At 61.2% G+C, this 13,413-nt stretch carries 14 protein-coding genes; 6 read left to right on the top strand and 8 right to left on the bottom strand.

Annotated elements, in window-relative coordinates:
• Positions 1–870, bottom strand: a complete 870-nt coding sequence (gene motA, locus WDO70_02925; protein MEJ0062163.1) for a flagellar motor stator protein MotA — start codon at positions 868–870, stop codon at positions 1–3.
• 233 nt (positions 871–1,103) lie between these two features.
• Between motA and WDO70_02930 the strand changes: the two genes are divergently transcribed.
• Positions 1,104–1,550, top strand: a complete 447-nt coding sequence (locus tag WDO70_02930) for a flavin reductase family protein (GenBank protein ID MEJ0062164.1) — start codon at positions 1,104–1,106, stop codon at positions 1,548–1,550.
• Here the strand turns inward: WDO70_02930 and WDO70_02935 are convergent.
• Complete coding sequence (locus WDO70_02935) at positions 1,547–4,081, bottom strand: penicillin acylase family protein (protein MEJ0062165.1); 2,535 nt, start codon at positions 4,079–4,081, stop codon at positions 1,547–1,549. The genes WDO70_02930 and WDO70_02935 overlap by 4 nt on opposite strands.
• 85 nt (positions 4,082–4,166) lie before the next feature.
• Here WDO70_02935 and WDO70_02940 point away from each other — a divergent pair, with 85 nt between their 5' ends.
• The gene (locus tag WDO70_02940; GenBank protein ID MEJ0062166.1) at positions 4,167–5,015 is read left to right on the top strand and encodes an alpha/beta hydrolase; all 849 of its coding nucleotides are present in this window, start codon (positions 4,167–4,169) and stop codon (positions 5,013–5,015) included.
• On the opposite strand, the gene WDO70_02945 is transcribed toward WDO70_02940, so the two are convergent.
• Positions 5,004–6,173 carry a hypothetical protein gene (locus WDO70_02945; GenBank protein ID MEJ0062167.1) on the bottom strand — a complete coding sequence of 390 codons (1,170 nt, stop codon included), beginning with the start codon at positions 6,171–6,173 and terminating at the stop codon, positions 5,004–5,006. The genes WDO70_02940 and WDO70_02945 overlap by 12 nt on opposite strands.
• Positions 6,174–6,286: 113 nt before the next feature.
• Between WDO70_02945 and WDO70_02950 the strand changes: the two genes are divergently transcribed.
• Positions 6,287–7,519: a glycosyltransferase gene (locus tag WDO70_02950; protein MEJ0062168.1), complete on the top strand. Its 1,233-nt coding sequence runs from the start codon at positions 6,287–6,289 to the stop codon at positions 7,517–7,519.
• Positions 7,520–7,604: 85 nt separating this feature from the next.
• Positions 7,605–8,471, top strand: a complete 867-nt coding sequence (locus WDO70_02955; protein MEJ0062169.1) for a hypothetical protein — start codon at positions 7,605–7,607, stop codon at positions 8,469–8,471.
• Here WDO70_02955 and WDO70_02960 read toward each other — a convergent pair.
• From WDO70_02960 to WDO70_02970, 3 genes are read right to left on the bottom strand one after another with little or no spacing between them, the layout of a single operon-like run.
• Positions 8,468–9,451: a lysylphosphatidylglycerol synthase domain-containing protein gene (locus WDO70_02960; protein MEJ0062170.1), complete on the bottom strand. Its 984-nt coding sequence runs from the start codon at positions 9,449–9,451 to the stop codon at positions 8,468–8,470. The two genes, WDO70_02955 and WDO70_02960, sit on opposite strands and share 4 nt — an antisense overlap.
• A gap of 1 nt (position 9,452) precedes the next feature.
• On the bottom strand, positions 9,453–10,247 hold the full coding sequence (hisN, locus tag WDO70_02965; GenBank protein ID MEJ0062171.1) for a histidinol-phosphatase: 795 nt from the start codon (positions 10,245–10,247) through the stop codon (positions 9,453–9,455).
• Complete coding sequence (locus WDO70_02970) at positions 10,244–10,798, bottom strand: cytochrome c family protein (protein ID MEJ0062172.1); 555 nt, start codon at positions 10,796–10,798, stop codon at positions 10,244–10,246. The genes hisN and WDO70_02970 overlap by 4 nt, the downstream gene beginning before the upstream one ends.
• A gap of 116 nt (positions 10,799–10,914) precedes the next feature.
• Between WDO70_02970 and WDO70_02975 the strand changes: the two genes are divergently transcribed.
• Together WDO70_02975 and WDO70_02980 are read left to right on the top strand one after the other, a co-directional pair.
• Positions 10,915–11,757 (top strand): prephenate dehydratase, encoded by an 843-nt coding sequence (locus WDO70_02975; protein ID MEJ0062173.1) that lies wholly within the window; start codon positions 10,915–10,917, stop codon positions 11,755–11,757.
• Between the two features lie 12 nt (positions 11,758–11,769).
• Complete coding sequence (locus WDO70_02980; protein MEJ0062174.1) at positions 11,770–12,198, top strand: VOC family protein; 429 nt, start codon at positions 11,770–11,772, stop codon at positions 12,196–12,198.
• A gap of 48 nt (positions 12,199–12,246) precedes the next feature.
• Here the strand turns inward: WDO70_02980 and WDO70_02985 are convergent, their stop codons facing one another.
• Both WDO70_02985 and WDO70_02990 read right to left on the bottom strand, forming a co-directional pair.
• Positions 12,247–12,453 (bottom strand): DUF1653 domain-containing protein, encoded by a 207-nt coding sequence (locus WDO70_02985; GenBank protein ID MEJ0062175.1) that lies wholly within the window; start codon positions 12,451–12,453, stop codon positions 12,247–12,249.
• 40 nt (positions 12,454–12,493) lie between these two features.
• Positions 12,494–13,387 (bottom strand): DMT family transporter, encoded by an 894-nt coding sequence (locus tag WDO70_02990; protein ID MEJ0062176.1) that lies wholly within the window; start codon positions 13,385–13,387, stop codon positions 12,494–12,496.
• Between the last annotated feature and the right edge of the window lie 26 nt (positions 13,388–13,413).

Below are 13,413 nucleotides of genomic sequence, written 5' to 3' on the forward strand. Positions count from 1 at the left end.
CTATCCCGGCGCGGCCAGCTGCGCCGTCGCTTCTTCAACTTCGGTGAAGCTGGGGCGGGTGTCCGACAGCAGGGTCTTGCGCGCGTATTCGATGGAGATGGACGGCGCATAGCCGTGCAGATGGCCGAGCAGGCCGATTTTCAGGCATTGCAGGTATTTGGATTCCTCCTCGAACCGGGCTTTCAGCGAACTGGCGATCGGCCCGACGAACCCATAGGCGATCCAGACGCCGAGGAAGGTTCCGACCAGCGCGCCGCCGATCAGCCGTCCGAGGACTTCCGGCGGCTCGGTGATCGCGCCCATCGTCTTGATGACGCCCAGCACCGCGGCGACGATGCCGATCGCGGGCAGGGCGTCGGCCAGGTTTTGCACCGCATGGGAAATTTCATGATCTTCGGAATGATGAACCTCGAGCTCCTCGTCCATCAGCGCCTCGAGCTCATAGGGCTTGTCGGCCCCGAGCGTCACCAGCCGCAGATAGTCGCAAAAGAAAATCGTCGCATGGTGGTCCTTCAAAAAGCCGGGGAATTGGGCGAACAGCGAGCTTTCCTCCGGCTTTTCGACATGCGCTTCGAGCGCCAGCATCCCCTTGGTGCGGGCGAGCTTGAAGGTCTGATACATCATGCTCAGAAGCTCGATATAGTTTTGCTTGCCGTATTTCGGCTTGGCGACCAGTTTTTTGAAGGATTTCAGCAAGCGCTTGAGCGCGATCGAGCGATTGCCGATGATCGTGGCGCAAAAGCCGGTGCCGCCGATGATGACGAATTCCAGCGGCGCGGCGCGGGCGATCACTTCCAGATGCCCCCCCATCAGGACATAGCCGCCGAAAGTGCTGAGAACGACGCCGACAACGCCGATGATGAATAACATGGGAGATCAACCGGCTGTTACGAAGAACGGCGCATGGCGGCCGCCACATTCGGCCTGACGCCCCTTCCTGCACCTTGCCAAAACAGGGTTAAGGAGGGTTTAACGGGGGCCATTTATGCTTAAGATTCGGGGGACGGAAAGCGCTATCATGCAATTTTGTTGCGCGCCGTGCCGGGCTCTGGCACCACTGCGGCATGACGTTATCGCCATCCGATAGTATCGCATTTCGCCGCATGCTGGGACATTTCACGACCGGCATCACGGTCGCGACCTGCCGCCGCAAGGACGGTAGCCCGGCGGGCGTCACGATCAATTCTTTTACGTCGGTATCGCTTAACCCGGCCTTAATCCTGTTTTGCCTTGGCCATGCGACGCGGGTTTACGGAGATTTCATCGCCGCCGAGCAGTTCGCCATCAGCATCCTGGCCGAGCCGCAGGAGCCGCTGGCCCGGCATTTCTCCGGCCCGAACGCGGATGATTGGAGCCGCATCGGCGTTCCTGCACAATCGGGAGACGGCCCTCCCGTTCTCGCCGATTCCCTGGGCTGGCTTTCCTGCCGCCGCCATGCGATCCATCCCGGCGGCGATCATGCCATCATCGTCGGCAGGGTGACGGCTCTTGGCCAGCCTCACGAAGCCGATCCGCTGCTCTATTTCCGCAGTCAGTACCGGCGGCTTTAGGGAAGCAATATCAGGCGTCCGCGATTGCTCGCCGCCAACTGCTCGCGCGTGCCCCCGATTGTCACATACTGCCCGCTGTTCCATAACGGCGCGAGGTCGCCGTAGAAAGACGACAACGGATGGCCGGATTGACCCGTGGCGATCATGAAACGCGAATTGCCGGGATCGGCAAGATCATAGATCGCGCGAAATCCCGCGCCGTGGGTTTTGGCGAACGGATGGGCTTCGCCCTCGTCGCCGTCATTGCCGCCGCGATTGACGGTATATTGTCCGCCCCCGCTGCGAAGATCGAAGCCGAAAATGCGGTCGAAGCCCGGCAAATGACGCAAGACCTTGTTTTCGAGCGGCGCGGCATGCTCGTCGCCCCAGCGCCAGCGGTCGATGGAGCCGCCATGGCGCTCCGTCAGTTCTTTCAGGGTCCGCTGAAAGGCATCCTTCACCTGCGCCATGCAGTCGCGGCTCTTTTCCGAGGGCAGGCGCTCGCACCATCCGTCGGAATTGCCGAGAATCCCGGCCAGAACCTGCGCGTTATAAGGGCCCATCTTGCCGCCTTTGTCGCCGAAGGCGGGACGAACCATGACGTCATGCAGTCTCATGGCCCACCACTCGAAGATCAGCGGCTCCGGCTTGTCCGCGTCCATGGTGAAATCCCATCCGCGCAGACGTTCGAGAGCTTCCCGCTCCAATGGCGTCTCGGGCTGCAGTTTCAGAAAAAAGCGCATCAGTGCCGCGGCGGCCAGGGATGTCACATCGCGCTGCATGGACGCGAAATCCTCCGCCGTGAATTTATCCTTGGCGTGCAGCATCTGCTCGATGCGCGCCGCCCGGTAGGGCGTTTCCCATTCCCGGCCGAACCAGTATGAATTCCGTCCCACGACGGCATTGTTGCCGTTGAAGATCGTGCCGCCAGCGGGATCGTAAAGCTGCGGGGCGGAGGCGAAAGGCACCATGCCGCGCCAATCGTATTTGCCTTCCGCGCCCGGCACGGGATAGCGCCCATTGCCTTCCTTGCGCACCGGCACTTTTCCCGCCGCCGTGAATCCGATATGCCCGTCGCGGTCGGCATAAACGATATTCTGCGGCGGCGCTTGAAAGAGCTTGAGGGCGTTCTGGAAGTCGTCCCAATTCCGCGCCATGTTCATCCGCTGCAGCGCTTCCGGAGTCGTATCGTTCTCCTCCAGCGCGGTGAAGGCAAAGGCGATGACCTGATTTTTGTCCTTCAGGATCGCCGCCGCGCTTTCATCGGCGTCGGAAATCACCGGCCCATGGCGCGTCGCCCGCACGGTCATGACGGCATCGGGCTCGCCCTTGACCTTGATCGTCTCGGCGCGGACGGAAAACTTTTTGCCGCCGTCCGGCGTCAGATAGGATTCGGCGTCATCGGGATCGACGGTTTCGACGAACATATCCTGCACGTCGCTGTTGGTCGTGGTAAAGCCCCAGGCAATATGACCGTTCTGGCCCAGCAGCACGCCCGGCAGCCCCGGCACCGTCGCGCCGGTCAAAACCATGTCGGGCGCCGTGATGCTGGCGAGATACCAGAGAATCGGGGCTTCGAGTTCCAGGTGCGGATCGTTGGCGAGCAGGGGCTTTCCGGTGGCGCTGCGCGCGCCCGAAACGACCCACTCGTTGGATGCGCCGCGCCCCTGCACCGGCCAGGATTCGGCAAGAAGATCGTATGCTTTGCCTAACGCGGGATCGAGCGCGCCGTCTTTTTCGGATTTGGGCATCGGGGTTTGAAGCGGCGCGCCGGGCGCGGCATCATCCGGTTCGGGAACGGCGTCCGTTCCCGGCGGCGGCGCGAGCGGCATGAATTTCGGATTGACGGTAATGGGCGCGTTCGCCGGATAGGCCGGATAGAGGCGCTCGACCGTTTCGGCGGAACTCGCCGAGGCCAGCGAAGCGCGGCGCAATTCCGCTCGCATATTGGCGCTCAGGCGCAGCGCCATCAGCTTGCCCCAGACGACGCTGTCTGCGGGCCGCCAAGGCTCCGGCTTGATGCCGAGCATCTGGAATTCGAGCGGCAGGCGATCGCGGTGCGTTTCAAGCCAGGCATTCACGCCCTCGGCATAGGCGTGGAATAAATTCTGCGTTGGCGGCGGCAGATTCGCGAAGCTGCTTTCCGCCAGACGATAAAGATCCAAAGTGCGCAGAAAACGGTCGGTCGGCAGCATGGATTTGCCGATTGCCTCGGAAAGCCGCCCTTGTCCGGCGCGCCGGTTCATTTCCATGGAAAAAAAACGGTCGGAGGCATGGACATAACCCAGCGCCCGCATCGCGTCTTCGCGGCTTGCGGCAAAGATATGCGGAATGCCGTGGTCGTCGCGGAATATCTCGGTCTTGGCGGTAAGACCGGCCAGCTGCGCTTCGCCGCTCAGATCGGGCAGCGACCGCGACCAATAGATATAGGCTCCCGCCAGCGTGACGCCGATCACGGTCAGAATCGTCAAAGTCAGTCCCTTGGCGATAAGCGCAAGCCATGCGCGCACGGTTTTCTTTTGCCGAGGCTTCTTTTGCTGGGGTTCGATCATGAGATGACGGATATTTCCTTATCGGAAGAAGGACGACTATAATAGCTTACCGCGAACAATTGCCCATAGCCATATCATGAAAATCATGCAGCAAAAATTCCTTTCCGGCCTCAATCCCTACGGTTTTCACCGCCTGTCTTATTATGAATGGGGACAAAAGGACGCGGCGCGCACTATTGTTTGCGTTCACGGTTTGACGCGCAACGCCCATGATTTCGATCGTCTCGCCGAGGCGCTTTCCGATAAGGCGCGGGTCATAAGCCTGGATGTCGCTGGGCGCGGCGACAGCGACCGGCTGCCCAACCCCGCGCTTTACAGCGCGCCGCAATACCTCGCCGATATCAACGCGCTTATCGCGCGGCTCGACTGTAAAGAGGTGGATTGGATCGGCATTTCGATGGGCGGGCTGCTCGGCATCCAGCTTGCCTCCATGTCGAATACGCCGGTCAAGCGCCTGGCTCTGATCGATATCGGGCCGTTCGTGACTTTAGCTGCCAAGGACGCCATCACGGCCTCCTTGGCCAATCACCCGGCGGCTTTTCCCGATTTCGACGCCGCCGCGGCTTATGTGCGCAACCGGCTTGTCACCATGGGCGTCGGTCCCTGCGCGGACGAGGACTATGCCGAGATGGCGCGGCATACCATCGCGCCCGCGCCGCAGGGCGGGTATATGCTGAAATACGATCCCGGCATCGCCGTCAATTTCGCCTCCATCGACAAGGATATTGATTTGTGGCCGGTCTATGACCGGATCGCCTGTCCCACGCTGGCGCTGCGCGGCGGAAATTCCGGCGTGCTGACGGCGGCGACCGCCGAGGGCATGACCAAGCGCGGGCCGCGCGCGAAGCTGGTCACGATTCCCGGCGTCGGGCATTATCCGGCGCTGCGGGACGGCGGGCAGATCGAAATCGTGCGCGATTTCTTAGGGCTTTGAGCCGGCGCAATTCCCATCGGCGAACAGCGCGCTCGAGCCGCAAGGCGAAGCCCACAGCGCCATCACGTCGTCGCCGACGCCATGCACCATCATGAGCTTGTGGGTCTTGCGCTCGGCATCGAACAGGCTTTGCAGATAGCGGTCGTAATTGACCGCGCGCGCCTTGGCGCTTTCGCCCTGCAGCTTGGCGGCGCAGTTCGTGTCGGAAGCGCTGGCGTCGTTATCGCCGACGAGATAGACGACATTGCGGGTCAGATAGCTCTGGCGCGCCACGTTGGCCGCCGTCCAGCGTCCATAGGGATTCAGCGTCCCTATGCCGTAGGGATAGTTATGATAATCGGGACAGTCTTTGGCATCGGGCGGGGTGAAGGCTTCGCTCTTGGGTTTCGGCCGCGCCGCGGTCAGATACGCGTAGCTTTGCGCGCCGCCGATGACGAAGCGCAGCGCTATTTTCTTTTCCGCCGCGAGCAGATCGGCGGCGTGGCCGAGCAGCGCGTAACGCTGAGCCATGTCGCCGCCGCGTCCGTAACCGGCGATGACGATATCCTTGATCGCCGGGAAAAATTTCGAATCGGCAAGATAAAGCAATAATATGTCGAGCGCCGTAAAGCTGCTGACGCCCTTTTTGTTTCCGGGGGCAATCTCGCTTTCGCCGCCGAACTGCCATGTTTCCGGATTCCAGTGAGCGACGCCCTTTTCCGGCGCGCTTATAATGCTGGAAAAGACCGGCAGATCGAGCGGGGACGGGAACACCGGCGCGAAAATGATCGTCGGCGCGTCCGCGCTGCTGGCGGAAAGCCCGGCGATGGTCTTCAGCCGCTCAAGGCCATCTTCCGCATTGCGGTCGGCGCCGTGAATCAGGATCACCGCCCGCGTGACATGGGTATGATCCCCTGCGAGCGGGCGGCTGGTCATCAGCGGCCACAAGACCGGCGCCGCTCCGGGGTCGTCGGCGACGGCCAGCAAGGGCAGGAACTGGTATTTGGCCGCCGTGGATACGGCGGCGGTCTGATTGGGCGTTAAAGGAGCCGCGCCGCTTCCGCCGCTCAGCGGTATCCCCGGACTCTCGGGGACGACGACCCGGTCCGCCAGCGCCGGGGATGCTGAAAGGAAAAGAATGCCTATGAAAAGGAGGCAATAACGCACATGGTTCGGCATGGGGAGTCTTCTGAAAAGAGAGCGTCGCCCGCGCTTGCGGGAGGGATTGGAGAAAGAGTAGGTTGCCATACCCCACTCTTGGCTTCCGGCAGCTTATGACAGAATCTGGTTTATTGAAAGTCGCAGTTTTGGTCGATCTGCTGCGCTCGGCAGAGGCGGGCGGCCATGTCAAAGGCTGGGAAAGACTGGCCGCCGTCGCCGCACGGCTCGATTTGCCGCTCCAGCTTACGGTTTACTTTTCCGGCGAAAGGAAGATCGAAATCCTGTCGCCCAAGGTCAGAATCAAGCAATTGCCGCAGGTTTTCTCGACGGCAAAATTGAAATTCCTGCCCTATCTGCCCGACCATACCGATCTCGCGCCGTGGCATCCCGCCCTGGCCTTCGATCTGCCGCAATATGACGCCGTTCATACGACCGACGCCTATTTCGCCTTCACCCGCACGGCGGAGCGCATGAAGCGCACCGGTTTCGCCATGACGCATTCCTTCCACACCGACCAGCCGAGCTATGCGCGGATTTTTACCGCGAAAGCCATTCGCGACATTTTCGGCAAGGGCGCGATCGCCCGCCTGCTGATCGACAAGTGGAAATTACCCGAGCGCAAAGCGGCGCAAATGGAGCGCCAGCGCGACCGGCATCTCGGGCAGTGCGAGATCGCGCTGGCGACGAGGCCTTTGGACCGCGCCGTAGCCGAGCGCGCGATCGGCCCGCAACGAGTCCGCCATCTGCGGCTTGGCGCGGACAAGGCCGTGTTCAATCCGGGGCGCGGCGACCGGGCGAAGATCATGGCGCGATATCAAATACCCGAAGGCAGGATCATCATCGTCTTCGTTGGGCGCATGGATGAGGGGAAAAATATATACACGCTGATCGCCGCGCTCGAGGAGCTGATCGCGGCGGGATTGCCGTTGCATCTGGTCACGGCGGGAATCGGCCCGGCGGAAAAAGATGTGCGCGAACGCTTGTCCGGCCATGCGACGGTTCCAGGATTCATCAAGCCCGACGAGCTTGCCGAGCTTTATGCCAGCGCCGATGTCATGGCGCTGGCGTCCGAGGTGGAAATCCGCAGCATGGCGATGGTGGAAAGTTTAGCATCGGGACTGCCGGTGCTGGTCGCGGCCAAAAGCGGTCTCGATAAACTGTTCGCCCCGACGCAAGCAATCCGCACCGTCACCGGCGGCGCGGATGCCTGGGCGGCGGCGCTGCGGGAATTCGCGACGACCGGCCTGCGCGAAATCATGCAAGCGGCGGCGCGGGATTACGGCGCCGCCCATATCGCAAGCTGGGAACAGGTGCTGGCCGAGGATTTGTTTCCGGCGTGGCGGGACGCGGCGCGAAGGCGTTAACCATAATATCCGCTTTTAGTTGCCGTAGATGGGAGGCTATAGTCGCCGCGGTTCGGATTCAAAATAGCGATTTAAGGAGTCGGATATGGGCGATTCATCGAATTTCCATGAGGCGGCGCTTCGTTCCTTCAGGCATGGCATGCCGGAAGATAACTATGATGACGAGTCCAGCTATCCGGATTATGAAAAAATCCGGGAAAAACTAGAGCAGCGCAAAGCGAAGAATGCCGCGCTCGTTCCCGTGCTCCGGCATCAGGCGAAACAGCAAGGCCGGATGCACGATTATGCGGGCCTGAGCGAAACCGCCAAACAAATGAGCGCGTTGATATGGAGAGGCAAGCGGCGCGAGCTTGTCGCCGATTTCGTCAACGCCGCCGCCATCCTGACGGCTGATCCCGCTTATGCCGAACAGGGCCTGCGAAGTTTGCTTAACGCCGCGGGACGCGTGCCGGAAAAAGGCGAAATAAACAAACGCCGTCAGATCAAGAAGCGGGCGGTGCTGGCCGTCCTTGCCCATCACGGCGATGTCGCGGATGTCGGAAATCGAATCGAAATTATCGAGCGCGCCATACCGCAGGCCTTGGCTAGCGGCGAACCGGCCCTAGGCCACCAATTGGCGGAAAAGCTGTTCGATCATATTGAACTCACCTTCAATTGTTATGACAGATCCGGGCGGCTCGAGAGCGTGATCGGCGGCGCCCGGCCAGGTTCGGCCCTGCATACGGATTCGATTCTGAAGCTTCTTGATACCGTCAATCAATTCGACGTGGCTGGCGGCCAGCCGTCGATAAAAAAAATGAAGCTGTATAGTATCGAATTCGCCAAAAATCACGCCTTGCCCGGCAGTCATGCCGCGCGATGCGCCGAAGCGGCTTTGACGGCGGCGATGGAACCCGCGAAACCGTCTTCAAGGCACAGCCCAAGTTCCGCGCCGGATTGGAAGTTGGATTAAGCCGCCTTGGCGCGCCGCTTCGCCATCATCCATTTTCCCTCGATGCTCTGCCAGACGATCAGGCCGGGCACATAGATGATGACGTCGCGGCAGCGGCGTATCAGCGCCAGCGCCAGCGCCATATCGGGCGGCAAACCCAGCATCGCGCCGAAGAACAGGAACGCGCCCTCCTGCGCGCCAAGCGCGGCGGGAACCACGAACGCCGCCGTGCTGGCAAGCTGCACCATCGCCTCGACGATCACGCAATCGACGACGGAAAGCGGGTGGCCGAGGAAATACAGCGAAATCCAGATTCCGCCCGCGCCCGCGAACCATGACGCCATCATCCACGCTCCGCATGCCAGAACGCGGCCATGGCGGCGATACATCGTCGAAATCGCCCGGTCGAGCCGCGCGCTGTGCGCCACAATATGCTGCAGCTTTTCGCCCGCGAGCAGGCGCGTCAGCCGCGCCAGCACGCGGAAAAATCCGATTTTCTGCACCACGGCCAGAACGACGATGACAGGCGTCGTGGCGATCGCGCCAATGACGAGGCGCTGCATGACATCCGCCTGGGTATCGCGCAAGGCGAGCAAGGCGATTCCGGTCATCACCAGCGCGAAAACCGTCGCCACCGAAACCGTCGTTTCCACCACGAGGCCCGCGATCACGGGCGCGCGCCGCCAGCCGAATTTGATCATGACCCGCGCCGCCGCCACTTCGCCGCCGATGCGGGCCACCGGCAGCAGGTTATTCACCGACGCCCTGATCCATTGCGCCAGGAACATGAAGCCGAATGTGGGCCGGTTTTGTCCCGGCCATAGCAGCCGCCAGCCCACGACCGACATCGCCATCGGGCCGAGGTGAAACAGGCTCGCCCACACGATTCCCCATCCGGCGGCGGCGAACGCGGCCAGCACCTGGTCATAGCCCTGCCAGACGATCAGGCCGATGGCGGCGGCGAGGCCCAGCAGGCCGAAGAAGGCGGCGGCGCGGATCATATCAGCCCGCCCATGCCGAACGGATGACGTCCAATGCTTTTTTGTGCAGAGCCGGATCGCCGGAAGCCAGGACATAGCCGGAGCTTTCCATGCCGAGCGGCTCGCCGTTCCAGCCGGTGATTGCGCCGCCCGCCGCCGTGATCACCGGAACCAGCGCGGCGAAATCATGCAGTTTCATCTGCGCTTCCATGATGAGATCGATATGCCCGGACGCGAGCAGCCCATAAGCATAGGCGTCGCCGCCATAGAGAGCATGTTTCACCCGCGCGGTCAGCGCGCGATGGGGCGCGTCGTCCTTGCCCGCGAACATAAGAGGCGTCGTGGCGTTGAACCAGGCATCGGCCAGATCGGCGCAGACCCGCGTGGCGGCCCTCGCGCCGTTGAAAGTCGTGGGATGTCCCGCGCCGCCGATCCAGCGTTCGCGCAGCACCGGCTGGTCGATGATTCCGAGAACCGGAACGCCGCGATGCAGCAGCGCGATGAGGGTCGCGAACATCGGCTTGCCGGTCACGAATGCCTTGGTGCCGTCGATGGGGTCGATGATCCAGAGATATTCGGAATCAAGATTCTGCCGCCCCATTTCTTCGCCCCAGATTCCGTCATGGGGGCGCTCGGCGGCAAGAATGTCGCGAATCGCATGCTCGCCTGCGCGATCCGCCGCCGTCACCGGCGTGGCGTCGCTTTTATCCTCGGCGATGCCGTGAACGCGGAAATAGGGCCGGATCGCCGCGCCACTGGCGTCCGCGAGACGATGCACGAGCGCGATCAGTTCAGGCGGAACATCGGGGACGGTCACTGGCCCGCCGGAGCAGCCGGAAGCGGCGCGGGATTGTCGGCCAGCGTCCGCAGCCAGGCGATCAGGTTGGCGCGGTCTTTGGTATTCGTTACGCCGGCAAAGGCCATCTTGGTACCCTTGATATAGCCTCGCGGGCTGAACAGGAAATGGTTCAGCTCCTCGTAATCCCATGTCTTGTCGTGCATGGATTTCATGGCCTCGGAATAGCCGCCGAAATCTTCCTTATGAGCGTGAACATTGCCGACGATGCCCCACAGATTGGGGCCGACCTTGTTCGCGCCGTCTTTCTCGAAACTGTGGCAGGTGACGCAGACGCGCGACAATTTCTGTCCCGCCGCCGCGTCGGCTCCGGCCAGAAGCGCCTCGATAGGGTCGGGCGCCGCCGTGACCGCCGCCGTCACCGCCTGCGCGGGAGCCGTGCCTTCGACGATATAAGCGGGCTTTTCCGGAATTTCCGGCTCCATCAGTTCCCGCGCCACGAAGCCCGAGAGTGCCGCGACCAGCATCGCCAGCAGAATCGCGCCGAAAATCTTATTCCCCTCGAAACCCATTTGCTTTGCCCCTGAAAGACTTAAGCGGGAAAATAAGCCGTCAGAGTGGCTTTGTCGAGAGTCATTGCCAAAAGCCGGGCAGGAGTGGTTTATAGGAAACAGCGAGGATTAAACCCATGGCAAAAAACAAAATCATCGCCTTCGGCGGCACGGCGGGGGCCTATTCCGATATCGCCTGCCGGGCGCTGTTCCCGGATGACGAGACTTTGCCCTGCCTCGGCTTCGAGGAGGCGATGCGCGCGGTCGCCGAGGGGAAGGCCGACCGAGCCGTGATTCCGGTCGAGAACGCCATCGCCGGGCGCGTGGCCGACGTGCATCATCTGCTGCCTCGCGCGGGCCTGCATATCGTCGGCGAGCATTACCAGCCCATCGCGCATCACCTGTTCGCCGTCAAGGGCGCGGCGCTGGCGGGGATCAAGACCGTCAAAAGCCACGTCCAGGCGCTGTCGCAATGCCGGAATTTTATCCGCGAGCATGGCTATATCGCGACGGCGCAGGGCGATACGGCGGGCGCGGCGGCTTCGCTGGCCGCCTCGCAGGATAAAACCGTCGGCGTCATCGCCTCGGCATTGGCGGGGAAAATTCACGGGCTTGAAAGCCTGGCTTCCGACATCGCCGACATGAAGGGCAATACGACGCGCTTTCTGATTCTGGCGCGCGACGCCGAACCGGCTATCCCGTCGCAACCCTGCATCACCACGCTGGTCTTCCGCGTCCGCAGCATTCCGGCGGCTCTTTACAAGGCGCTGGGCGGCTTCGCCACCAATGGCGTCAATCTCACCAAGCTGGAGAGCTATCTCGTGGACGGCAATTTCAACGCCGCGCAATTCTATGCCGATTTCGAGGGCCATCCCGATTCCGCGCCGGTCAAGAACGCGCTCGAGGAACTGGCCTTCTATGCCGAGGAAGTGAAGATACTAGGGACGTATCCGGCGCATAAATTCCGCACCCCGGCATAGGAGGATTCCGGCATGAACGCCTTCAACCCGGAAACTTACCAATGGGCGCCATGCGTTCCGGAATTGCTGGTGAGCGACATAGGGGCGAGCCTCGACTTTTGGTGCGCCAAGCTTGGGTTTCACGTCGCCTATGACCGCCAGGAAAGCAAATTCGCCTATCTGGAAAGAGAGGGCACGCAGCTCATGCTATGCCAGCGCAACGGCATATGGGAAACCGGCGCGATGGATGCGCCTTACGGACGCGGCATCAATCTGCAAATTTTTACCAGCGGCCTTGCGCCGATTTTACTGGCACTCGAGGCCGCGAACTGGCCTTTTTACAAAGAGCCTTATGAAGTCTGGCGCAAGACCGGGAATGGAGAATCCGGAACCAGGGAATTTCTGGTGCAGGATCCAGACGGTTATCTGGCGCGTCTTACGGAAAACCTGGGATTCAGATAGCGCCTGACCCAATGCCGCCGTCAATTCCGGCAATATCCGTCCCCTGGCCTATTCCTGGAATGTAAAACGCGCTACGGCCTCGCCCTCATGGACGATATTCTCCGTAAACATGGCCAGCGGCCTGACCCAATATCCGTGATCGCCATATAAGGCTTGGTAAAATACCAATGCTTCAAGCGTCTCGCTATGTTTGCCGATACCGACAACACGGTAGAGATTGCCTTTGTAATGCCGGTAAATGCCTTGTTTGATCATGTAACCCTCTCCGCCTCGATACGCATAATCATCTTGCGCCCTACTTGAAAACGACCATAGGGATCGCGACGAAGAAAATTGCCGTGCCGATTAGTTTGAAGCGAGTGATTTTTTCCTGAAAGAAAACCCGCCCGCCGATAATAGAAATTGTCTGATAGCCGGCCCGCTTGACCATTTCCATGATGCCGACGGGCATGAGGGTCAGCGCGATAAGCTGGATGATATAGCCCGCGCCGCGCAGCGATCCCGATATCAGGATGACGCCGGCATGCCTCGGCTTCAGGCGCAGTTCGTGAAGTCTTTTCTGCCACCAGATCAGCAGAAAGCTCGGCGGAATCATGGCGGCGTAAATCACGATGCAATGAAGCTGCGGCGATGCCGCCTGCGAGGCCAGTTTATCGAAGGGCGAGGCGATCGCCCAGCCCAGCGCCGCCAGCAGCGAAAGCCAGCCGCCCTTGCTTTTGAAGAAAGCGAAAAAATCATGCCGCTCCTTCGGGTGGTTTCTGGGCGGCACATACATGACGGCGAGGCCGATAAACGACAGGACGATGCCGCTCCATTGCATCCGGCTTAGCTCTTCGCCCAGCTCGAAACGGGCGACGAGCGCGGCGAAAAGCGGCACCAGTCCCATCGCGGAGCCGGCCAGGGAAATCGGCGAAATCCTGATCGACGTCAGATAGCACACATTGGCGATGACATTGACGACCGCCGAAACGGCGAACGGATAGTAATAAGCGGCGGTGAAATGGCTGTCGGGTTTCACCGTAAACCAGATGATTCCCACCAGCATGCAGGGGATCATGAAAACGAACATCACGGTGGCGGGCGAGGCGTATTCGGAAGCTTTTTTGCCGACCAGAGAGCTTGCCCCGAAACCCAGGCTGGCGGTGGAAGCCGCGAGCATGGCGGCCGGGCTGATGCTCAAAAAATCCATGACGCGTCCCGGCAAGATTATGAACG

The organism is Alphaproteobacteria bacterium, assembly GCA_037200005.1.
GTDB lineage: Bacteria > Pseudomonadota > Alphaproteobacteria > UBA9219 > RFNS01 > JBBCGY01.

Coding starts and splice junctions, on each gene's coding strand:
- WDO70_02975 (MEJ0062173.1), top strand. CDS start 10,915: ATGGCAAAAAACAAAATCATCGCCTTCGGCGGCACGGCGGGGGCCTAT.
- WDO70_02945 (MEJ0062167.1), bottom strand. CDS start 6,173: ATGCCGAACCATGTGCGTTATTGCCTCCTTTTCATAGGCATTCTTTTC.
- WDO70_02990 (MEJ0062176.1), bottom strand. CDS start 13,387: ATGGATTTTTTGAGCATCAGCCCGGCCGCCATGCTCGCGGCTTCCACC.
- WDO70_02985 (MEJ0062175.1), bottom strand. CDS start 12,453: ATGATCAAACAAGGCATTTACCGGCATTACAAAGGCAATCTCTACCGT.
- WDO70_02940 (MEJ0062166.1), top strand. CDS start 4,167: ATGCAGCAAAAATTCCTTTCCGGCCTCAATCCCTACGGTTTTCACCGC.
- WDO70_02935 (MEJ0062165.1), bottom strand. CDS start 4,081: ATGATCGAACCCCAGCAAAAGAAGCCTCGGCAAAAGAAAACCGTGCGC.
- WDO70_02955 (MEJ0062169.1), top strand. CDS start 7,605: ATGGGCGATTCATCGAATTTCCATGAGGCGGCGCTTCGTTCCTTCAGG.
- WDO70_02980 (MEJ0062174.1), top strand. CDS start 11,770: ATGAACGCCTTCAACCCGGAAACTTACCAATGGGCGCCATGCGTTCCG.
- WDO70_02960 (MEJ0062170.1), bottom strand. CDS start 9,451: ATGATCCGCGCCGCCGCCTTCTTCGGCCTGCTGGGCCTCGCCGCCGCC.
- motA (MEJ0062163.1), bottom strand. CDS start 870: ATGTTATTCATCATCGGCGTTGTCGGCGTCGTTCTCAGCACTTTCGGC.
- WDO70_02930 (MEJ0062164.1), top strand. CDS start 1,104: ATGCTGGGACATTTCACGACCGGCATCACGGTCGCGACCTGCCGCCGC.
- WDO70_02970 (MEJ0062172.1), bottom strand. CDS start 10,798: ATGGGTTTCGAGGGGAATAAGATTTTCGGCGCGATTCTGCTGGCGATG.